At 39.7% G+C, this 22768-nt stretch carries 19 protein-coding genes; 9 read left to right on the plus strand and 10 right to left on the minus strand.

Annotated features, from left to right (window positions below; all coding sequences use genetic code 11):
• The first annotated feature begins 3 nt into the window (after positions 1-3).
• The 4 genes from KYH19_RS07460 (at position 4) to KYH19_RS07475 (ending at position 6137) form a co-directional block, all read left to right on the plus strand.
• The gene (locus KYH19_RS07460; RefSeq protein ID WP_219078175.1) at positions 4-1431 is read left to right on the plus strand and encodes a sialate O-acetylesterase; all 1428 of its coding nucleotides are present in this window, start codon (positions 4-6) and stop codon (positions 1429-1431) included.
• A 460-nt stretch (positions 1432-1891) separates the two neighbouring features.
• Positions 1892-4138, plus strand: a complete 2247-nt coding sequence (locus KYH19_RS07465) for a DUF5703 domain-containing protein (RefSeq protein ID WP_255562635.1) — start codon at positions 1892-1894, stop codon at positions 4136-4138.
• A 76-nt stretch (positions 4139-4214) separates the two neighbouring features.
• Positions 4215-5003 (plus strand): SDR family oxidoreductase, encoded by a 789-nt coding sequence (locus KYH19_RS07470; protein WP_219078177.1) that lies wholly within the window; start codon positions 4215-4217, stop codon positions 5001-5003.
• Between the two features lie 120 nt (positions 5004-5123).
• Positions 5124-6137: a zinc-binding alcohol dehydrogenase family protein gene (locus KYH19_RS07475; protein ID WP_219078178.1), complete on the plus strand. Its 1014-nt coding sequence runs from the start codon at positions 5124-5126 to the stop codon at positions 6135-6137.
• Between the two features lie 563 nt (positions 6138-6700).
• Here the strand turns inward: KYH19_RS07475 and araA are convergent.
• The 4 genes from araA to KYH19_RS07495 all read right to left on the minus strand — a co-directional run bounded on the left by araA (position 6701) and on the right by KYH19_RS07495 (position 12260).
• Positions 6701-8191: an L-arabinose isomerase gene (gene araA / locus KYH19_RS07480; protein WP_219078179.1), complete on the minus strand. Its 1491-nt coding sequence runs from the start codon at positions 8189-8191 to the stop codon at positions 6701-6703.
• A 465-nt stretch (positions 8192-8656) separates the two neighbouring features.
• A complete protein-coding gene (locus KYH19_RS07485) occupies positions 8657-9358 on the minus strand; it encodes an L-ribulose-5-phosphate 4-epimerase (RefSeq protein ID WP_132397187.1) in 702 nt (233 codons plus the stop codon).
• Entirely contained in the window at positions 9355-11055 is a 1701-nt protein-coding gene (locus KYH19_RS07490) for a ribulokinase (RefSeq protein WP_219078180.1), read from the minus strand. Before KYH19_RS07490 ends, KYH19_RS07485 begins: the two co-directional genes overlap by 4 nt.
• 314 nt (positions 11056-11369) lie before the next feature.
• The gene (locus KYH19_RS07495) at positions 11370-12260 is read right to left on the minus strand and encodes an alpha/beta hydrolase (RefSeq protein WP_255562583.1); all 891 of its coding nucleotides are present in this window, start codon (positions 12258-12260) and stop codon (positions 11370-11372) included.
• A gap of 430 nt (positions 12261-12690) precedes the next feature.
• Here KYH19_RS07495 and KYH19_RS07500 point away from each other — a divergent pair, with 430 nt between their 5' ends.
• A complete protein-coding gene (locus KYH19_RS07500) occupies positions 12691-13242 on the plus strand; it encodes a TerD family protein (RefSeq protein WP_121283394.1) in 552 nt (183 codons plus the stop codon).
• Positions 13243-13720: 478 nt separating this feature from the next.
• Entirely contained in the window at positions 13721-14128 is a 408-nt protein-coding gene (locus KYH19_RS07505; RefSeq protein WP_219078181.1) for a VOC family protein, read from the plus strand.
• A gap of 126 nt (positions 14129-14254) precedes the next feature.
• On the opposite strand, the gene KYH19_RS07510 is transcribed toward KYH19_RS07505, so the two are convergent.
• The 3 genes from KYH19_RS07510 to KYH19_RS07520 form a co-directional block, all read right to left on the minus strand.
• Positions 14255-14956 carry a prealbumin-like fold domain-containing protein gene (locus KYH19_RS07510; protein WP_219078182.1) on the minus strand — a complete coding sequence of 234 codons (702 nt, stop codon included), beginning with the start codon at positions 14954-14956 and terminating at the stop codon, positions 14255-14257.
• A gap of 31 nt (positions 14957-14987) precedes the next feature.
• Positions 14988-15674, minus strand: coding sequence for a hypothetical protein (locus KYH19_RS07515; protein WP_219078183.1), 687 nt, complete (start codon positions 15672-15674; stop codon positions 14988-14990).
• A 521-nt stretch (positions 15675-16195) separates the two neighbouring features.
• The gene (locus KYH19_RS07520) at positions 16196-17293 is read right to left on the minus strand and encodes a LytTR family transcriptional regulator DNA-binding domain-containing protein (RefSeq protein ID WP_219078184.1); all 1098 of its coding nucleotides are present in this window, start codon (positions 17291-17293) and stop codon (positions 16196-16198) included.
• A 180-nt stretch (positions 17294-17473) separates the two neighbouring features.
• Between KYH19_RS07520 and KYH19_RS07525 the strand changes: the two genes are divergently transcribed.
• Both KYH19_RS07525 and KYH19_RS07530 read left to right on the plus strand, forming a co-directional pair.
• On the plus strand, positions 17474-18412 hold the full coding sequence (locus tag KYH19_RS07525; RefSeq protein WP_219078185.1) for a cytochrome P460 family protein: 939 nt from the start codon (positions 17474-17476) through the stop codon (positions 18410-18412).
• Between the two features lies 1 nt (position 18413).
• Complete coding sequence (locus KYH19_RS07530) at positions 18414-18884, plus strand: cytochrome P460 family protein (RefSeq protein WP_219078186.1); 471 nt, start codon at positions 18414-18416, stop codon at positions 18882-18884.
• Positions 18885-18996: 112 nt separating this feature from the next.
• Here the strand turns inward: KYH19_RS07530 and KYH19_RS07535 are convergent, their stop codons facing one another.
• Entirely contained in the window at positions 18997-19485 is a 489-nt protein-coding gene (locus KYH19_RS07535) for a cupin domain-containing protein (protein WP_255562584.1), read from the minus strand.
• 225 nt (positions 19486-19710) lie between these two features.
• Between KYH19_RS07535 and KYH19_RS07540 the strand changes: the two genes are divergently transcribed.
• Positions 19711-20721 carry a helix-turn-helix transcriptional regulator gene (locus tag KYH19_RS07540; protein ID WP_219078188.1) on the plus strand — a complete coding sequence of 337 codons (1011 nt, stop codon included), beginning with the start codon at positions 19711-19713 and terminating at the stop codon, positions 20719-20721.
• Positions 20722-20983: 262 nt separating this feature from the next.
• Here KYH19_RS07540 and KYH19_RS07545 read toward each other — a convergent pair whose 3' ends face one another.
• Together KYH19_RS07545 and KYH19_RS07550 are read right to left on the minus strand one after the other, a co-directional pair.
• The gene (locus KYH19_RS07545; RefSeq protein ID WP_219078189.1) at positions 20984-21685 is read right to left on the minus strand and encodes a LytTR family DNA-binding domain-containing protein; all 702 of its coding nucleotides are present in this window, start codon (positions 21683-21685) and stop codon (positions 20984-20986) included.
• Positions 21678-22682, minus strand: coding sequence for a sensor histidine kinase (locus tag KYH19_RS07550; RefSeq protein WP_219078190.1), 1005 nt, complete (start codon positions 22680-22682; stop codon positions 21678-21680). Before KYH19_RS07550 ends, KYH19_RS07545 begins: the two co-directional genes overlap by 8 nt.
• Between the last annotated feature and the right edge of the window lie 86 nt (positions 22683-22768).

Below are 22768 nucleotides of genomic sequence, written 5' to 3' on the forward strand. Positions count from 1 at the left end.
CAAATGAAACTAAAACTTTTAATTTTCTTAAACCTCGCATGTGGCCTTGTTGCATCTGCTACGGTTAAACCTGCATCCATTTTTACCGATCACATGGTTTTGCAACAACAAAGCAACGTAGCCATTTGGGGCTGGGCCAAGCCGTCAACCAGGATAAAAATCAATACTTCCTGGAATAAACAAAATTATTCGGTTACCGCTGACCAGAGTGGTAAATGGAAAGTCAAAGTTTCAACCCCATCAGCAGGTGGACCATACGAAATGGAACTCAATGATGGCGAAAAACTCGTTTTAACCGATATCCTGATTGGTGAAGTTTGGTTTTGTGGAGGGCAATCAAACATGGAAATGCCAATGAAAGGTTTCAAAAGCCAGCCTATCATGGGTTCAAATGAGGTAATTTTAAAATCAGCGAATAAAAATATCAGGTTATATACCGTTCCCCGTTCCTCAATCATTGAGCTACAAGAAAACAGCAAACCATCTGATTGGAAATTGGCTGCGCCGGAAACTGTCTCCAACTTCAGTGCTACGGCATATTATTTCGGCGCTCTGTTAAGCGAAATGTTAAATGTACCAATCGGGATTATCAACGATAGTTACGGTGGTTCAACTATTGAGGCCTGGATGTCGCCAGAAGATTTAAAACCTTATACGGAAATCAAGATTCCTTCAAAAGGAGATAGCATCAAAGAGGTGAGCCGTACACCAACCACACTGTATAATGGCATGCTTTATCCGGTAATCGGTTATGGCATAAAAGGGGCGATCTGGTATCAGGGCGAATCTAACTATGAACGACCAGACCGTTACGAAGACCTTTTTCCGGCAATGGTATCCTCGTGGCGTAAAAATTGGGATAATGGCGATTTTCCATTTTTCTATGCTCAAATTGCACCATACAATTACGCGCAGCTCCCGCCATATCATGTTGGTGGAAAATATAATTCAGCCTATTTACGGGATGCACAACGAAAATCCTTAACTAAAATACCGAATTCCGGAATGGCTGTTTTATTGGATATTGGCGAGGAAAAATCAATCCATCCGGCAAATAAGAAACAAGGCGGCCAGAGACTGGCGTACCTGGCTTTGGCTCAAACTTATGGTATTAAAGGTTTTGGTTTTGCAAGTCCGAATTACGAATCATTAACGGTCGAAAAGAATACAGCTGTAGTCAAATTTCAAAATGTACCAAATGGGTTAACTTCTTTTGGTAAAGAACTATCTTTATTCGAAATTGCAGGCGCTGATCAGAAATTTTACCCGGCAAAAGCAGCCATAAAAGGAAGTAGCATAACCGTTTCAGCTCCTGAAGTTAAAGTACCTGTTGCTGTGCGTTATGCCTTTAAAGACTTTGTAACCGGCGACTTATTTGGAAACGATGGCTTGCCTGTTTCCTCTTTCCGTACCGATAACTGGGATAATTAATAGTCGAATAATGATTTTTACCACGAATACACAGGAAGCACTAAATATTTTGGCTGAGAAATTAACCACAAAGGCACAAAGAACACCAAGTATGTGCACCAGGCTCTTAAATGCCTTCACGTGTCTGATATGGTTGAAATTTATTAAACATGCTACCTTAGCTGCTCTCAGGTGCCTCAGGTGGTCGACAAAATTGACCACAAAGGCACAAAGAACACTAAGTATGTGCACCAGACGCTTAAATGTCCTCAAATGTCTGATAAGGTTGAAATTCATTAAGCCTCCTGTCTTACCTGCTCTCAGGTGCCTTAGGTGGTCAAACATATTACAAACAACAAAATTAACCACAAAGGCACAAAGAACACAAAGTATGTGCACCATGGGCTTAAATGTCCTCAAATGTCTTATATGGTCAAAAAACATAAACCTTAAAAAATCTACCTTTTCCATGGTGATCTTCGTGTCTTTGTGGTTCACAATCCCAAATGCTTATTCGCAAGAAAAAGACAATATAATTTGGACCTCACAAAGTAACAACTCATCTGAATCCATGCCTGTAGGCGGTGGCGATATCGGCCTAAACCTTTGGGTAGAAAAAGGAGATGTTTATTTCTATATATCCAAAAGCGGCACCTTCGACGAAAATAATACCTTACTCAAACTTGGTCGCGTAAAACTGAGTTTAAGCCCAAATCCCTTCGAAGGAAAAACATTCAAACAAGAATTGGTTTTAAAAGATGGTTACGCTCAGATTTCAGGCAAAAATGGTAGCTTAAATGCTCAAATTAAGGTCTGGGTTGATGTGTTTAATCCGGTAATCCACCTTGATGTAAAATCAAACCAAAAAATAATTACCCAAGCCAGTTACGAAAGCTGGCGTTTCGAAGACCGCATCACAAAAGGCAAAGAGAACAATCAGAATTCGTATAAATGGGCACCCCAGGGTATTGTTAAAACATTTAAAGACGACATAACTTTTAAAAATAATACTGTTCAATTCTACCATCAAAACAAAGCTGAAACCGTATTCGAGGTTACTGTAAAACAGCAAGGATTGGAGGACAGGAAGGCTGATCTATTTAACCCTTTAAAAAATCTCATTTTTGGAGGCTCTATGCAAGGCAACAATATGATGCCGGCTGGAAACTATACCGGAATATACCTAAGTACACCATTTAAAGCCTGGATTTTGAGAAGTAAAATACCTTCTGCTTCAAGTCACATCACCATTAAGTTAAATACTTCAAAAACGGCGTCGATTAGTGAATGGGAGAAAGGTTTAAATGCTGTAAATAGCAAAAATCAACAAAAAACGAGTATAAAATGGTGGAATGCTTACTGGAAAAAAAGTTTCATTTATATCAATACTAAAGACGAAACCGCAAATCAATCTGCTAAAAATTACCAGTTATTCCGGTATATGTTGGGTTGCAATGCTTTTGGTAAATCTCCAACGAAATTCAATGGCGGACTTTTTACTTTCGACCCCCAATTAACCGACACGACATTAAAATATACACCCGATTTCAGGAACTGGGGTGGTGGAACGCATACCGCTCAAAACCAACGCCTGGTATATTGGCCCATGTTAAAAAGCGGGGATTTCGACCTGATGAAACCTCAGTTCGATTTTTATCTGGATTTGTTGAAAAATGCAGAAATCAGAACAGAAGCCGCCTGGGGGCACAAGGGGGCAGGTTTTGCCGAGCAATTAGAAAATTTCGGATTACCAAATCCTGCTGAGTATGGCTGGAAACGCCCAGCCGATTTTAATAAAGGCATGGAATACAATGCCTGGTTAGAATATGAGTGGGATACTGTATTGGAGTTTTGTATGATGATTCTGGAAACTGAAAGATATGGTGGGAAAAATATAGAAAAGTACCTTCCTTTAATTGAAAGCTCACTTACTTTTTTCAAAGCGCATTATACTTATCTAGCCAAACAGCGAGGAGCGAAAGCATTAGATGCCAATGGCCACTTGGTTTTATACCCGGGGTCTGCAGCGGAGACTTATAAAATGGCTTACAATTCCACTTCGACGATTGCAGCTTTAAAAACAGTTTTGGAAAGATTGATTGCGCTGCCTTCTTTGTCTGAAACTAAGAAAACCGAATGGACAGCGATGCTGAAAACCATTCCGCCAATAAGTTTCAGGACTTTCGGTGGGCATGCTACCATTTCTCCGGCTAAACTTTGGGAACGCATCAATAATACCGAAAGTCCGCAGTTGTACCCTCTATATCCATGGGGCATTTATGGAATTGGTAAACCCGGTTTAGACACTGCGATGAACACTTTTAAATATGACACCGACGTGCTGAAATTCAGCAGTCATGTCGGATGGAAACAGGATAATATTTTTGCGGCACGGCTTGGTTTAACCAATGAGGCTGCGAAGCTAACTACCGCTAAATTAAAAGATTCAGGCAGGAGGTTTCCTGCATTTTGGGGGCCAGGTTTCGATTGGGTACCTGATCACAATTGGGGTGGATCGGGCATGATCGGTTTACAAGAAATGCTGATGCAAGTTGATGGAAAAAAAATATATTTGTGCCCGGCATGGCCAAAAGATTGGGATGTTCATTTCAAGCTTTATGCGCCATATCAAACCATTGTTGAAGGCACTTTAAAAGATGGAAAATTAATAGATTTGAAAGTATTACCAGCAACAAGAAAAGAAGACATAAAAATAATGATAGAATGAGTGAATTTTGAATGAGTGAATGCAAAATGCAATTCACTCATTCTATCAATCTCTCATTCACTAATTAAAAAGAAACATGGATTTACAATTAAAAGAAAAAGTTATTATCATCACTGGTGCTGCAAAGGGCATTGGTCGCAGTATTGCAGAAGTGTTTGCCAAAGAAAATGCAATTGCGGTAATCGTAGGTAGAAAAGCAGAAGACAATCAAAAGGTAGTTGATGCAATAACTGCAAATGGAGGAAAAGCCGCACAGTTTGTGGCTGAGTTATCCAACCCTGATGATTGTGAAACGGTGGTGAAAAACATTGTGGGTCAATTCGGCAGAATTGATGGTTTAGTGAATAACGCAGGCGTTAATGACGGTGTAGGTTTAGAAAGTGGAAATTATAAAGACTTTATGGCTTCGTTACATAAAAATGTAGTGCATTATTATTTAATGGCGCACCACGCGCTGCCAGAATTAATTAAAAGTAAAGGGGCAATTGTAAACATCACCTCTAAAACTGCAGAAACAGGACAAGGAAATACTTCAGCCTATGCTGCTGCTAATGGAGGTAGAAATGCCTTAACACGGGAATGGGCCGTAGAGTTGCTTAAATATGGAATCCGTGTAAATGCGGTTGTGGTTGCCGAATGCTGGACGCCCGCTTACGAAACCTGGATTGAAACTTTGGATGATGCTGAAGAAAAACTAAAAGAAATCACTTCTAAAATTCCATTAGAAAACAGAATGACGACAGCTGAAGAAATTGCAAATATGACAGCTTTTTTAATGTCAGGTAAATCAAGCCATACCACCGGACAGATCATTCACGTTGATGGCGGTTATGTGCATTTAGACAGAGCTTTGGTAAACGCTTAGAAAATTAATTATTGAATGATAGATGGAGTGAATGACAGAATATTAGCAAATCGATAAAACATTCTATCATTCCTTAATTCAACATTCACTCATTCTATCACTCAAAATTCAATCATTAAAATGAAAACCCTTACCTGCACCACACCTGGAACCTTTGAATATTCAGAAACGGAAAAACCTGAACTAAAAAAAGACCATTCGATTATAAAAATTAAAAGAATTGGCATTTGCGGAACTGATTTACATGCCTTTGAAGGCACCCAACCTTTCTTTAATTACCCAAGAGTGTTAGGTCATGAGTTATCTGGCGAATTGGTTGAAGCCAATGGAGCCACTGGTTTCAAAATAGGAGAGCCTGTAACCTTTATTCCATACTTTAATTGTGGCGAATGTATTGCCTGCCGGATGAATAAACCCAACTGCTGTGTTAAAATGCAGGTTTGCGGGGTACATGTAGATGGCGGGATGCGCGAATATTTACAGGTGCCATCCAGAACACTTTTACATGGCGAAGGATTGAGTTACGATGAACTCGCTTTGGTTGAACCTTTAGCTATTGGAGCACACGGTGTTCGCAGGGCAGATGTGCAGCCTGGAGAATTTGTACTGGTTATCGGTGCGGGGCCAATTGGTTTAGGTACGATGGAATTCGCCAGAATAGCCGGAGCTAACGTAATCGCTTTGGATATTAACGAAGACCGTTTAGCATTCTGTAAAGATAAACTGAAGGTGGCGCATGTGGTTAATGCCCTTTCAACTGATGTAACGCAACAACTTAGTGATATTACCAATGGAGATATGGCAACGGTAGTAATTGATGCTACAGGTAATCAAAAAGCAATCAATAACGCCATAAATTACATGGCACATGGCGCAAGGTTTGTTTTAATCGGACTTCAAAAAGGAGATTTGATTTTTAATCACCCTGAGTTTCATAAGCGCGAATCGACATTAATGAGCAGCAGAAATGCCACCATTGAAGATTTTGAGCATGTAATAAAATCAATGAAAGCTGGTTTGGTTAATCCCACCAATTATATTACGCACCAGGTAAAGTTTGAAGAAGTAAAAGATGAGTTTGAAAGCTGGTTAGATCCAAAAAATGGGGTAATTAAAGCAATGGTTACCATGTGATTGTAGATGGCATTTTAGTCGTGCGTCATCCTGAACTTGTTTCAGTATTTATGATACATAATGTTCATCCAGAAAGTTTCCGAAATAAATCTACTTCAATTATCGTCATTGCGAGAAGGCTTTTTCAGCCGACGAAGCAATCTTTTTAGCAAAAATTACCTGTAGGAAAGATTGCTTCGTCGTTCCTCCTCGCAATGACGATTTTTTATTGAAGCTAAATCTATTTCAATTTGCCTTATCTTACAGATCTCTCCACTTCGCGTTGCTTCAGTCGAGATGACGATTTTTTATTAGGACATTCAGCAGTAATTGTTAAATATATCTGCTTAGCCTTCATCATAAAAAGATCCTGAAAAAAGTTCAGGATGACGATCGCGATAATCGTCCTCGTTTGTAACGAGGATGCACGAAAAAGGCGATTTTATCGCCTAAAGTAATTTTAATAGACATGCTTTAAGGCTTCCGAAGTTTCCATTTCATCACGCCACTAAAACTTCGGAAGTTATAAAAAGGCCGGTAATCCTAAAATTACCGGCCTGAACGTTGAGCGTTAGTTAATCAAACTATTTATAAAAAACTTCATTCCAATGCAACTCATTTCTGAATTGATTGATTTTGGTATCAGCACCAATATTCACATATTCTAAACCCGCTATATTGGCAAAATCCAATAAATGCTCAGTGCTTAAATTCTGACTATAAGCAGTATGGTGTGCACCACCTGCATAAATCCATGCTGCGCAACCTGTTTTCATATCAGGTAGTGGTTTCCACAATACACGGGCTACCGGTAAATTTGGTAAATCATGTTCAGCTTCTACAGCCTTTACTTCATTCACTAACAGGCGGAAACGGTTGCCCATATCAATTAAAGATGCATTTAAAGCGTCACCACCGGCAACATTAAAAACCAAACGGGCAGGATCTGCCTTGCCACCAATGCCCAATGGATGAACCTCTAAACTGGCTTTGCCACTCGCCAATGAAGCATCAACCTCAAGCATATGTGAACCTAATACCATCGAATTTGCCGGATCAAAGTGGTAAGTATAATCTTCCATAAATGCATTACCACCGGCTAAACCTGCACCCATTACCTTACATGCACGTACTAAAGCCGCAGTTTTCCAGTCACCTTCACCAGCGAAACCATAACCATCGGCCATTAAACGCTGTGCTGCAATCCCTGGCAACTGAATCATACCATGTAAATCTTCAAAAGTATCAGAGAAACCTTTAAAGCCACCATCAACTAAAAACTTACGTAAACCCAACTCAATTTTAGCAGCCTCGTAAACTGATGAGTGCCTTGCGCCGCCAGCTTTTAGATCATCGGCCATTTCATAGGTAGCATCATATTCTTTCAGTAAAGCCTGAATAGCATCTTCACTAATTCCATTAATTACCGCTACTAAATCACCTATGCCATAAGTATTTACTGCAAAACCAAATTTCATTTCAGCTTCTACCTTATCGCCATCGGTAACGGCCACATAACGCATGTTATCACCAAAACGGGCAAATTTAGCGCCTTGCCAATCGTGCCAGCCTGCTGCAGCCCTGCACCAGGTATCGATCTGTTTAGCCACTTCTTCATCCTGCCAATGACCAACAACTACTTTACGATCTTTACGCATACGCGACACCATAAAACCGAATTCACGGTCGCCATGGGCACTTTGGTTCAGGTTCATAAAATCCATATCAATGGTATTCCATGGAATGTCGCGGTTAAACTGCGTATGTAAATGCAATAGCGGTTTTTGCAAAACATTCAAACCCCTGATCCACATTTTAGCTGGAGAGAAGGTATGCATCCAGGTAATTACCCCAATACAGTTCTCATCAATATTGGCTTGTTGTAAGGTTTCGAAAATCTCTTCCGTTGTTTTTACAATCGGTTTGTACACTACCGAAACAGAAATACTTCCGTTCTGGTTTAACGAATCAGCCACTTGCTGTGCATGTTCTGCTACTTGTTTTAAGGTTTCTTCACCGTACAAATGTTGTGTACCGGTAATAAACCAAACTTGTAATTTTTTTAAATCAATCATTACTATCTATGTTATTTTTAATTTATTCAATTCCCCTCGGTATGTGTCCTCACAGACCGAAATGTTTTTCTCTTCCGTGGCCTATGTCCTCATAGAACATTATTCATATTCTTTTTTTGAAAAGCAAGGTTCCGTATTTCATCGGTTACTGCAGTCCTGCTTTCCGTTTTATCCTCAATAGCAGTACAATTTTAGCCAACTAAACCCGACCGTAGCGAGATGCCGATTTTTTTCAATCGGCAGAAGCGGGGGCGGGACTGTTGTAACCTAAATGATGCTGCCATTGCTTTCCAAATCAAATCGCTAAATATTTTAATCTATTGTTAATATTTAAAAAATTGTTTGGTGAGCCACCAAACATGGAATCAGCACCACTACAATTGCTTTCCTAATTCTTTAAACTTTTATGCCACTTTATCTCTGTATTCAAGACTGAAGGCTTTAGACTCATGACTGTGGACTAATCTAGCTCTGTCCATAATAAGCCCCGGCACCATGCTTCCGCTCATAATGTTTTTCAATCAGCGAATCTTTCAGCTTCGGGGCCTGCGGATTAATCTGCTCGGTTAACAAAGCCATTTGTGCTACAGTTTCCAAAACAGCGCTGTTATAAACTGCTTTTTCGGCCGTTTTGCCCCAGGTAAAAGGAGCGTGGTTACCTACTAAAATCATTTCGACTTCTTTATAACTCAGGCCTAAACTTTCAAAATGGTTCATAATCTGGAAACCCGTTTCGTACTCGTAGTTTCCTTTAATCATTTCATCAGCCATCGGCGGCGCACATGGAATATCAACAGTTAAATGGTCGGCATGTGTGGTTCCGAAAATTGGAATTGCCCTTTGTGCCTGTGCCCAGGCCGTACCATAGGTAGAATGTGTATGTACAATCCCCCCAATTTCTGCCCAGTGTTTATATAAAACCGCATGGGTTTTGGTATCTGATGAGGGACGTAAATTTCCTTCAACTGTGTTCCCGTCAAAATCTACAATGACCATTTTTTCTGGTGACAAATCTTCGTAAGGCACACCGCTTGGTTTAATCGCAAATACGCCTTTTGCTCGGTCGGCAGCACTTACATTACCAAAGGTAAAAAGTACCAGTCCCAATTTAGGCAACTGCATATTGGCCTGGTAGGCCTGTTCTTTTATATCCTGATAGTTGCTCATGATAAATAAGGTTTTACATCTTTTTTATTGTATTTCTCCAGGTATCTGCCCAGGCCCAAATATTGTTGATAATGCTGGCGGTAAAGTTTTTGCTTTTTAATATTTGGTTTATATTCTTTTTCAAAACCTGTTCCCATAGCTGCCATAGCTGCTTCAATATTCGGATAAACGCCTGCTGAAACTGCAGCGAACATTGCCGCACCTAATGCACAGGTGTGTTCGAAACGGTGAATTCTAATCGGCATTTCTAATACATCTGCCATCATTTGCATGATATAGGCAGATTTTTTTGCTACCCCGCCAATACCGATAATCCCTTTTACAGGTACACCTTGTTCTTTAAAGCGATCTACAATAGCCTTGGCACCAAAACAGGTGGCGGCAGCTAAAGCACGGAAAAAGCGTGGTGCATCAGTTCCTAAACCTAAACCGGTTATGGCACCTTTAAGTTCCTGGTTTGCATCCGGTGTTCTACGGCCGTTTAACCAGTCAATCGCGAGTTCTGCATAATCAGTGTCTTCCAAAGCTTCAGCTTGTTTACTTAAATTGGCAATAATTTTAGCCTCGAGTTCTTCTTTTAAAGCAATTGCTGTAGCTTCATCTATTAGTGCCGATTCAGTCAATAAATGATTCAGCGGCCAGCTGATTAAGTTCTTAAACCAGGCATAAACATCGCCAAAAGCAGATTGCCCCGCCTCTAAACCTGCCATCCCCGGAATTACCGAGCCATTAACCTGGCCGCAGATGCCGTTAATCAATTTGCCATCTAAATCCTGGTTAGGTGCAACGAGGATATCGCAGGTACTTGTACCCATTACTTTGCTCAGGTAGTAAGGCTCAATCTGTCCGCCTACCGCGCCCATGTGCGCATCAAATGCGCCAACACCAACAACTACATCTGTACTTAAGCCCAGTTTAGTTGCCCATTCTTCGCTCAATGTTCCTGCAGCAATATCAGAAGTATAGGTATCGGTGAATAATTTATCTCTAAAGCCGGCTAAAAGCGGATCAAGACTACTAAAGAAATCTTCCGGAGGTAAACCGTTAAATTCTTCTGCCCAAAGTGCTTTATGCCCGGCAGCACAACGGCTGCGTTTCATTTCTGTGATATCATTTCCACCACAAAGTAAAAACGGAATCCAATCGCAGTGTTCTACCCAGGATGCTGCAGCTTTTTTAACACTTGAATCAACCCTTAAGATATATAACAATTTAGCCCAGAACCATTCTGAAGAATAAATGCCACCTACATATTTAAGGTAATTCGTACTGAATTTGGTAGCATGCTCATTAATCTCGGCAGCTTCTTTAACTGATGTATGGTCTTTCCAAAGCACAAACATAGCATTTGGATTCTCCTCAAAATCTTTGGTTAAAGCAAGGGGAGTACCTGTTGCATCAACAGCAACCGGGCTTGATCCGGTTGTATCAACCGAAATACCTTTTACCAGCTTTGCAATTTCTGCACCGCCGGCTTTTGCAAGGCAATCTTTTATGGTGTGGGTTAAACCTTCAATATAGTCTAATGGGTGCTGGCGGAACTGATTAACAGCGGGTTTACAATATAAACCTTTCTGCCATCGGGGATAAAGAAAAACTGATGATGCGATTTCTTTTCCGTTTGCGGTATCGACTAGAACAGACCGGACAGAATCTGACCCGTAATCTACTCCAATTACATAGTTTGCGTTGCTCATAACAATAAATAAATGTCTAATTAACGTTTATTTATTTGAATTTAAAAATTTAATTATTCTTTTCATTAAAAACATTAATTTTAGGAGAATAGCTTTACCATTTTTTATGGAATATCCGTCCCTTAAAAAGGCAGACGCCAGGGAAATCGCTTTTAACCTTTCTCTGATAATTCTTCCTCTTTCTGCGCATGCCTAAGCATTATGTTTGCCACGGAAAAACTTTAATCTCCTCCATGATTTCTGTGCTTCCGTGGCTAATTAATTTTTGTAAATGTTTTAAAAGCAATTTCTCTGAGATAGACGCTGAGCTGGCGTTACTCTTTTTTCAAAAGGGGATATAAAAACTTAAAAGAATTAGAAACCGCCTGATGCATGATTGTTGCATGATTCTCTTGTGGTAAATAATCGAAATAGACTTTAACAGCGTTATTTTTAAAGCCTTTTATCTTTTCTGCCAGTACATTTGCATCCACCTCCATTACCCTGGGAATTTCGGTAGGCGTTAGTCCTTCTTTACCAACAGCAATGTAAACCGCGGTTTGCTGGTTAAAGGTACTTCCACTGATTTTCGAATCCAGATTGAGCAACGAACCATTGTTCCACCATAAGCTTGGACTAATAATAATGTATCGATTAAAAAGATCAGGCTTTTTGATTAAAATTTCGGAAGCCAGCAAACCTCCTAAAGATTGACCGATAATGGTTTTGTTTGTATTCGTTTTATATTTTGACTGAATATAAGGCTCAAGTTCTTTTTCAATAAAAGAAATAAATTGATCGGAATGGCCAGTTGTAGGATAGTTTTTCTTATCGCGCTCAATCGATGTAGGAAAAGTAAAATCCCTTTTACGATCGACAGTTGCAATACCAACTACAATTGATTTAGGAACCTGATTTACCCATTCGAAACTATTAAACTGTACAAGCCCTGCAATATGAATAAAATCTTCATCAGCAGAACCATCGAGCAAATAAATTACCGGATATCTGGTACTGTCGCTTTGATTATAACCTTCAGGAAGGTATATGTTCAGGATTCTTTTCTCTGCCAGTTCTCTAGATTGTATTTCGTCTATTAGGCCAAGCACAAAAGGTTTAGTGTTACTTGTCGGTTTCTGTTTTTTTGTTTGTCCAAACGCCATTAGCTGGCAAAAAATCAATAGCGCAATGAAAAATATTTTATGGGTATGCTTTTGTAGTTTCATTAGATAAAAATCATGTTTATTGAACAGATCTGCCGAAAATTAATGATTTCTTTGTATCTATTGACTAAAATGCGGCTAAAAATATCTTCTGGAAGCTAAATTCTCAGCCCAATCGGAACCAGGCACAGGATTTCCGCCACGAAAACCCAACCTTTGTTTAATAAACCTGATAGAGCAGGTTAGCCCGGAGCCCCGATTTAAGCACCGTCTATGTTGTCTTTATTGAGTGCTTGCTTGTTTCACAGGTTTCATCGGGGGAGGACTAACAGCGATAGCAGGACTGCCGCCCCCAAAAAAAACTGACCTGCATTTTCAAAAAAACATATAGCTGCTCATACCTTTTTACAAATACCCAATATTTTTTCCCGGGCATTGCAATAATCCCGATTTAACTTTAGCTTGCGGGCATTAAAATTCAACCTGTTATTACATGGCCATTAATCTTCAAAAAGGACAACGCGAAAATTTAAGCGCTCCAAAATTTACCATCGGGCTGGGCTGGGATACCAACAGTGCCTCGAGCGGTTACGATTTCGATTTAGATGCCTCTGTATTTATGCTTGGCGAAAACCGGAAATTGATTGCTGATGAATATTTCGTGTTTTATAATAATTTAATTTCTCCGGATGGCGCCCTTACCCATACAGGCGATAATTTAACAGGAGAGGGAGATGGTGACGATGAAGCGATCCATGTTGACCTAACGGTTGTGAACCCTGCGATCAGCGAATTGTGCATTGTGGTAACTATTCATGATGCTTTGGCACGCAGGCAAAACTTCGGGCAGGTTAAAAACTCTTTTGTACGCATTGTAGACACCAATGGGGTAGAAATTATGAAATATGAACTGGAAGAAGATTTCTCTATCGAAACTGCTGTAGAGTTCGGTCGTATTTACCGTCGCAATGGAGAATGGCGTTTCGAAGCCGTAGGTGTAGGAATGAAGGGCGGACTTCAGGATTATGTAAACAAGTACCAGTAAGTAAATAGGTTAATATTCCAGTCTCTGGAGGCTAGTGTACACTAGCGAAGCAGGAGTAAACTGGTGCAACCTGCATCATGATTAACATTAACATTTGATGGCTTATTATCAGGAAAGCAATTGCAGTACTCCGTAGGTTTATTTCTTCCTGCTCTACCTTCTGCCATGAAAAATGGCATTCGTTCAATCAGGTTTAGTTTAGTCATTTTCTGCTACTATGTCGGTTTTCTGTGCCACAGGCCTAAGTTCATAGCACTGATCGAGGCAGCATCCCCGATTTTTCATGAGGATAAAGCAGAGCAGGATATATCAGATAAGCCAGCACGAAATATTCCTTTATGTTTTACCGCGACATCAAGCCCCCATACCAACTTATTCTTCAGGAATATGTACAGGGAAAAGAAAAAATATTACAAACCCTGACAAACAGTTGTCACGAGCAGCCGATACCTTCGTTGCACAATTAAAATAATTAGCAATGAATTTAATATCCACCCGCATTATTACGGCCCAGGTTGAAACACTCATCAATTTTTACGAACAGGTAACAGGTTTAAAAGCCACCAGATACACGCCTGATTTTGCCGAGTTAAAAACCCCAGGCGCAACCCTGGCCATTGGGAGCATACGCACTTTACAATTTTTTGGTGGCGACAGTGTTGCCCAACCTGCACAAAACCGTAGCATGATTATCGAATTCAGGGTTGATGATGTGCAGCAACGTTTCGAACAATTAGCGGTTTCTTTAAAAAGCGTAATCGTACAGGAACCTACCATTATGCCCTGGGGCAATCAATCTTTATTATTAAGAGATCCTGATGGCAATCTGGTGAATCTTTTTACTCCGGTAACGCCCGAAGCTATAGAAAAGTTTAAGGGTAATTAAAAGCGATATGATCAGACGACTATTTGCAGGTTAACTGATGTGTTTCAGGAATGAAATCAAAAGGGCTGCCCGATCATTTTCGAACAGCCCTTTGTTTTTTTAATTTCCTGACCTGATAATATTATATTAAAACGGATACGAATAGATTGTAGGGTTATTTTTAGTATCTTTTGAAACACCGTAATTACCATATCCATAACCAAGATTGCGGTTTGTCAGGTTATATACAATAAAATCGAAAGTCATATCAGAAGGCACTCTAAACGATACAAATCCGTTAGCATCCGTTATCCCCTTAAGGGTTGAGGAATTAATCACATCAAAAATATTACCCGAATTAAGCTTAAGATCGTTAACTGGATAAGCAACCACTCCCGTGTTTCTTAAGGGAGTTCTGTAGTCGCTATTGGAGATTAGTGTAAGGTTTATAAAGCCTGAAAAATCAGAAACTTTAGTGCTCTTTTTTTTATCTGTATCGGCAACAACCTGAATAAATTCATTAGTACGGTACCTCAATTTATTGACAATTACAGTGTCTGCAATTACAAGGTAATTTTTAGGTAAAAGGTCAGAGAAATAAGCTACGCCGTCCTGATCTGTACTTACCGTAACAATTAATGCATTTGGAGCTGGGAAGCTTGTACTTAAACTCATTTCTGCATCATACAAGGAAACTTTAATACCAGCTAAACCTTTCCCTGCATCATCTACAAGTTTATAACTCAATTTACCAGAATTTATTCCATCAACTAATTTAACGTTGGTAATCTTCTTACAGGAGAGTGCTAAAATAAACAGCCCGAACAGGAGCACAATTTTACATTTCATATGCTATAAAATAAGCGCGTTTGCGATCAAACTATTGTTGATAGATATTCGTTGAATAGTTAACCGTAGCATCTTTTTGTACCGATAAGCTACCATTATAATTGTAAGAAGCATTGGTAACCGTATTATAAAGGTACACGGAGTACTGCTTATTCGAAGGGATCTTGAATGTGATCAAACCGGCATCGTTGGTAACTCCCGAAAAATCAGCGACTTTTAAATTGGCAGCCGTAGTTGATGCATAATTGAATTTATTTGACGGGATTATAATCACACCTATATTTTTTAAAGGCTGATTATTATTGTAAGATCTAACTGTAAGCGCAAATGTTCCTGAATAGTCGGTTACCTTTGTTTCCTTAGCTTTAACAGCACCAGTAATTACCTGAACATACTCCTGAACCATATAAGCTACATTGTTAACTTTCGCAGAATCGGTAACAAGCAAGTAACTGTTTGGATTAAGGTCTCCAAAGTCAGCCAAACCGTTCTGGTCTGTTAAACGGGTTTCTAACAGGATGTTGTAGTTTGAATAATAATAAGTATCCATGCGGTCAAATAAAGACACTTTTACATTTGCCAATCCTTTTCCGGCATCGTCAGTTAGCTTATAGGTAAGTTTTCCGCTGGTAGAAATTTTAACGTCAACATTGGTAGTTTTTTTGCAAGAGATAAAAACCGCAACAAGAAGAATTAAGAGGGTTAATTTTGATTTCATATACATATTTATTTTGGGCGCAAATATAGAATAATGATTGGGTACTCATTAACTATTTTTATTAAATTAATGCATCATAAATAGCGGTTTGATAATCAGTGGAGTTAGAAAATTATGTGTAAAATTAAATGCTCAATTTAAGAGCCTGTTTAAATTTTATTCAATTACATTACTTCTACTAGCTTGTCACAAGAGCGAAGTCGATTACTTCTCTTAACTACAAAAAATTGTCTTCGACTACGCTCAGACTGACATATGAAATAAATTTTACTTAATTTTAAACAGGCTCTAAATGAAAATGCATCTCATTCTTCGAGGAAATATCAAATTATCAGTTAAACCCGAGGCAATCTGCGGGCAGCCTTTGCCGGAAGATCAAGACAGGGTTGAAATAATACTATAAGCGCACTAGATATTTCCAGGCAAAATCGATGTTTGCACATAGACAATGAATTTGCCATCAATAACCTAAAGCATTTATTTTTAAGTTAAATGTATTAACGTGTTTTTTTATTGAGAAATTACCTGTCAAGCCATTTTTTAAATTCCGATACCTTGTTTTTACTAATCAATATTATTTCATCGGGCTCTGGCGAAACCACAATTTTCAGTTGGTTTTTGCCATAAATATAAATGGTTTTGATAGCGTTAAGACTAATAATAAACTGCCTATTTGCACGGTAAAAGGTATCTCCATCAAGCTGTTTCATTAACTCATCAAGGCTTAATGCGGTGGAGTACTTTTTACCATTGTGTGTAATGATATTAACAGCAGCACCATCGAAAAAGAAAAAAGCTATCTCAGTGATATCAAGGTGGATCAGTTCGTCTTTTAAATACGTTACCATCCTTTTACGGGCAGTTTCCTTGTCCGGGTTTAAAGAAACTGCCGCATTTTCCTGTTGCAGTTTGGCCAGTTGTTCATTTAAGCTACCCAAAGTATTCACTTTTTCATTCAGGGTACTGATCTCTAATGAAACCGATTTTTCATACCGGCCATAAATCTGCCTGATCAGCATTAAACAGCTGCCGATGATAATGACCGCAGTGGTTAAAAAACAAATGATAAACTGTGTGTAAAGGCCGGATAGTTCTGCCTGTAGTACTTCGATATTGGCATGTGCCGCCACGATCCAGTCGCTGCCCTTAACCGGATAAATATTTACGATCTCTGAACTCCTGTTTTTCGCTTCGGGGAAACTCCGTGTACCGCCCAGCCTTTTCTGTTGCGCAATGGCTTCATTAAAAGGTATTGATCCATTTCGGGATTGAAGCATAGAATTGCCCTCCGCTATTTTCTGGCCGATGAGCGCCGGATTGGGGTGACAAAGTTCGATACCGTTTTTATCATACATACAGATAAACTCGCCCTGGGTATCGGTATTTTCTATGCTTTGTTGGAGGTTGCGGATCACCTTTTGCTGCGCAAGTCCGCTTTGCAGCTGCTGTTCGAGCAAGCGTCCAATTTCCCTGCTTTCCCTCGCGCCCGATTCCAGTTTGCTGGCCCATAACTTTTCGGCAGCACTGTTATAAAGGTAACGGAAAGAAAAGTAACTGATCAGTGTTACCATAATACTTATGGTAAGAAAAAGTAGCAGGTGTAATCGTCCTTTTAACATAGGGTTGGTTAAAAATCGGCAGACTAATTTAGCTCGATTTTAGGGGTCAAGGTCTTAAAAAGATAGGACTATTCAAAGCGTTTTATTCGCCTTTAAGGCTAAAATTATCCCTTTCATAGGATTGTAATAGTATATTGGGTGCTTTGAAAGCTAATTTTGAGCAGATTAAAAAAATAATCCATGAAACTCAAATTCAAAATCGTACTCGGCATCCTCAGCCTGGTATTGCTGGCGCAGCTGATCAGGCCAGAGGAATTACATTCAGCAAAAGCACAGCAAGTTAAAAGGCTGGCTGGTGTACCGGAAGAAGTGGCAAAGGTATTGGAAACGTCCTGTTTCGATTGCCACTCCTCCCAAACCAGTTGGCGGTGGTTTGACCGGCTCACGCCTGTTAATTTTTTGGTGGCCTCGCATATCCGTGATGGCAGGAAAGCACTCGATTTTTCGCAGTGGGATTCGCTCGCTACCCCGCAACGTAATGCCATGTTGTATTTCGCCTTAAACGGGATGCTTTCAAAAGAAATGCCTTTAAGCAGTTATACAGCACTGCATCCTGCCGCAAAGTTAAATCAGAACGATATAGATTTGCTAAGGACTTATCTGTTAAATAATGCCGTAAGTAAACCCGCCAGTATAGAAAGCAATTCGAAGGGAGCAGCGCAACAATCTGTTACGGAAGTGAAAAGATCGCCAAACGGAATAACTTACCTGCCGAATTACCGCAACTGGAAAGCAATAAGCACTACCGAGCGTTTCGACAATGGCACCATCCGTATCATTTTTGGCAACCCGGTAGCGGTTAAAGCCATACATGAGGGTAAAACAAACCCATGGCCTGATGGAACCATTTTTGCCAAAACCGCATGGAAACAGGAGCAAGGCAAGGACGGAAGCGTTTATGCAGGCCAATTTATTCAGGTGGAGTTTATGGTTAAAGATGTTAAGCAGTATGCCGCTACAAAAGGTTGGGGCTGGGCACGTTGGAAAGGGGAAAACCTTTTGCCTTATGGTAAAACGGTAAAATTTGATTCAGAATGTATCAGTTGCCACAGGCCAGAACGTGATCACGATTATGTATTTACCACACCGTTTGATATTAAGGACTTAAACAAAAAATAAGATGAGATTAATATTCACCGCAGGGCTATTTGCCCTGATTATATTGTTGATGACGGGCTGTAAGCCAAATACAGTTGACCGGATCAATCATGGAGCTTCGATAGCAAGCATTTCCAGACTTCCTGAAAATCCTTTGGAAATGATACCAATGGCCGTTAGCCTGCAGCCACAAAGAAAAACAATGTCGACACTTTATGGCAACGGCATTGCCGCAAAACGTTTAAAGGATGGTGCAGATTATGCGGGCGGTTCGGTACTTTACATGGTTACCTGGAAAGGAAAGGCAGATCCTGATTGGTTTGGCGCCCGTATTCCGGATCGCGTAATGGCCATAGAACGTATTTCGTTTGATCAGAACGGACAAAAGAGCTATACCTTTTTTAAAGGACCGGGCTGGAATTCTGGTTTAGACCTGAAAAAGGAGGAAAGGCTGGCCATCATTCTTTCCATACCAATTGCCAAATCGCCTTAATTATTAAGATTTTCATTGTTTATGCTACCTGATGATCAATCAATAAAATGATCGTGTCGTCTTTTTTGAAATGTTTCATGGTTCGTTTAGGTTTGAATGGTGAACAAATACATTACTTTTTGTCGAGGTAGTCTTGCGGGTATACGATTTGCCCATGTTTTTCCGCGATGGCCTGCAATTTTTTTACAGCATCTGGTGTCATGGGCGGCGGTGGAAGAAATTCACCGGCAGCTACCGGTTCACCTATTTCTTCAAAAAACGCCTCTAAACCGGCAGGCACAACTGTACAAAGCAGGTGCGCTAACCTATCACTTACGTTTTTAAAGTAGTGCACCACACCGCCTTCAGGTATGACCACAAATGAACCCTTTGTCGCGGTGTAAGATCCGGCTTCAGAATGAACTTCTACCTCGCCATCAACGATATAGAAAGATTCGTAAAAATTGGCATGAGAATGAGGTCCCGGTCCGCTTTGCGGAGGGATCAGCATGTCGATAGTAGCAAATGCACCATTGGTTTGCTTGCCCGAGACCAATACGCGATAGTTATCGCCTACGGTCGATAATATTTCCCCACCTTCAGGATCAACGGTTATCGGCAAAGGATGTGAATTGTCCATAGTTATACTGTTTAAATATTCGTGATGTATCTATTTTCAAATTTAGCTAAAGCACAAAGCATAGCCTATAAAAAACAATAGTCGAAAAAGTCGCTATAGGCCGCATTTTTAAAAAAATAGTCCGATCAATCGCAAATCGATGCTTTTGATTTAGTATATTTAATGGAGTCTTTTCCACGCTACCAAAACGGCACTATTTATTTTATAATGGTAAAACCTGAAAGTTTTAAATCCGTAGAATTTGAATTTCAAGTCATAAAAAACTATCATTTTCTGACTGCTTTCGCCAAACATTTCGGTACGATTGTGGAAGGAGACAAAGTACATCTGCCACAATGGTTGGGAGCGGGGTACATCCAGCATATCAGCCTGGATGGCATGGCCCTGTTTATTCATAACTATAAATTAAACTATGATCTTGTACTCAGGCGGCAGGCCATTGCAAACACCGAAAGTATAACGCTAAAATTTGACCGGTCTAAATTCTTATCAAAATACAGTCAGCAACAACACGATCCTTTCTTTCTTGAATTGACAGGATTTGAAGTAGAGATTGGAACGTGTAACTTTAATACTGAACTAAAGATGCCGGCAGACAAACAAATCAACTTTCTGATCATCGGCACTTCGCGTAGCTACCTGACTGGCTTACTCAATAGCGAAAGTCGCGCTACAATTTCAGATTTGGTTAAAACCCAGCCGTCATTTGTTATTTATGATGTCATTCTTCCCGAAATGGATCATATTATAAAGGAGATCATCAGGATCAATGGCGCTACGGAACTGCCGATGTTACTTTATAAGACAAGAGCACAGGAATTGATTTATCATCTTTTTAAAAACTTATATAAACGCCCGGTTATCGCCCCGGTAAATGTTAAACAGGAAGACGCTGAAAAGATCTATCTTGTCCGTTTGGCGATACTTAAGAATTTGAATAGTTGTCCGCTGCTCCCCGAACTTGCTAATCTGTCTGGTTTAGGTTTAACAAAATTGCAAAAGCTCTTCGTGCAGATCTTTGGACAAAGCATTCATCAATACTACCAGTCCATGAGAATGATCCAGGCAGCAAGCCTTCTTGGCAGCCTGTCTGTATCTGAAACTGCTTATAAACTGGGGTTTACTAACCTTAGCCATTTTACCAGGGTATTTGAACATCATCATCAACTAAAGCCTAAACAATTTAAAAGCCGTTTACTAAGCGAATCTGTTTCATAATTGTAGTTCTTGTGATCTGTTCAATTGTAGTTCTTGTGATCTGTTCAATGGGCTCATTTAATGGGCATGATGACATTGGGCAAGGAACTGGCCGAACATGCGCGTAAACAGATAGAACTGCTCTGATAGGTACATCAATATTTACCGACAGCGTAACCGCAGACAACAAGGGCAGGAGCAGAGAATTGGTGCACTCCACTACCAAAGTAGGGTAGAATCAATTCATTAAAATACATCATTCATGCACGCTACAATTTTAGAATTATTTGCTGAAAAATCCTTTTGCAAAAAACTGATTAACAAAATCATCAAATTGCTTTTTGTAACTCCTCCCTACGGGAACCGTAAATTGACCCAGGAGTATTTCGTTGTGATTCGCAGCAGTGACAGCATTTGGGTTGATCAGGAAAGAACGGTGGATCCTGACAAATCCATTATGTCGTAAAGTTGTTTCCAGATCAGAAATGGAGGTTTTCAAAACCGTCAGGTTATCATTGGCAAGAATAACCTTCACATCATTTCCACTGCTCTCAAAATAAAGAATTTCATTTATTTTTATCTTCCTGTTAAAACCCTCTGCCTTTAACACAATAAAATCTTCAGGAATCTTTTCCATATTTCTTAATATTCGGTGGACCGATCTAAAAAATCTTTCAAAAGTGATGGGCTTCAGTAAATAATCTACTGCTTCAAGTTCAAATCCGTCTATGGCATATTCGCGAAATGCGGTAGTAAATATTGTTGCGGGTCTTTTATGAAGGGATTTTAGAAATTCTATCCCGTTGAGGTCAGGCATCTGGATGTCAAGGAACATCAGGTCTACTTCGTGATTTTGTAACAGCTTATAGGCTTCGAGTGCATTTTTTCCCCTGGCAACAAGCTTCAGGTCCTCAATTTTAGAAATGTGATTTTCTAAAAGGTTAACGGCTAAAGGTTCATCGTCTACGATAATACAATTAATCATGATTTCCAGGGATTATTATTTCGATTGCAAACCAATTGCTTTTATCGGTTATTTTCATTGAATATTGATCAGAATAATAGGATTGTAGCTGTTTCTCTATGTTTTTCAATCCTATGCCTGTTTTTTCTCTATTACCGGAATCTTTTTTAAATGCTGAATTTTCAACTTTAAAAATAGAATGGTCGTGTCCGGTTACTACCGAAATACGAATATCGATATTTCCGCTTGTTTTTTCTGCCCCATGTTTGAAGGCGTTTTCAACCAGCGACAAATACAACAGGGGAGGAACGAAGTTAGGAAATTTAATATTTTGAAATTGGGTAATATGTAAACGTTCATCATATCGCAGCTTTTCCAGTTCAATGTAGGCATCAATTATGCTAAGTTCATCTGAGATCATCACCAGCCGCTGCTGTCCTTTATACAAAACATAGTCCAGGATGTCGGAAAGCCGGCTGATCGATTCCGAAGTATAGCTGGAATTTACTATAGATAAGGAGTAAATGTTGTTCAGTGTGTTGAAGAGGAAGTGGGGATTAAGCTGTGATTTCAAGGCTTTCAATTCGAGTTCAGCTTTCTCTTTTTGAAGTTGTACCGTATTTTGTTTCTCGCTGTTGTAACGTAAAATATACTTCACCGAAATAAATATGAATGCGCCTGATAAGAACGGAATAATATAACAGATCAGGAGGTACTCGATGTCCGTCACGATCTCTATGATACTATTCTTTGGATAATTGGCGAAAAAAGGCTCAGCTAAATGTACAATGAAGATGCGGTTTGATACCCCTAATACATAGGTAGCCGACAGAAGATAAACCGAAAACAGAACGTATTTTTTAAGGTCGAAATATTTCCGTATCAGAACGTAATATATAAAATTGGAACCGGCTATTTGAAATATGAGGTGGCAAAGGCCGTAATAAAAAAACTCTCTAAATTCAGACTCTCCAGACTCGCTGTAGTTCCTGGCGGTGCCAAATATGAATAACGCCAACCAAAATATGGTTTGATAGCCTATTTCTTTTTCTATTCTCGCGTTCAGCAGCTTATTCACAATACCCCAAAAATAGAAATTAAGTA

This window comes from Pedobacter sp. D749 (assembly GCF_019317285.1).
GTDB lineage: Bacteria > Bacteroidota > Bacteroidia > Sphingobacteriales > Sphingobacteriaceae > Pedobacter.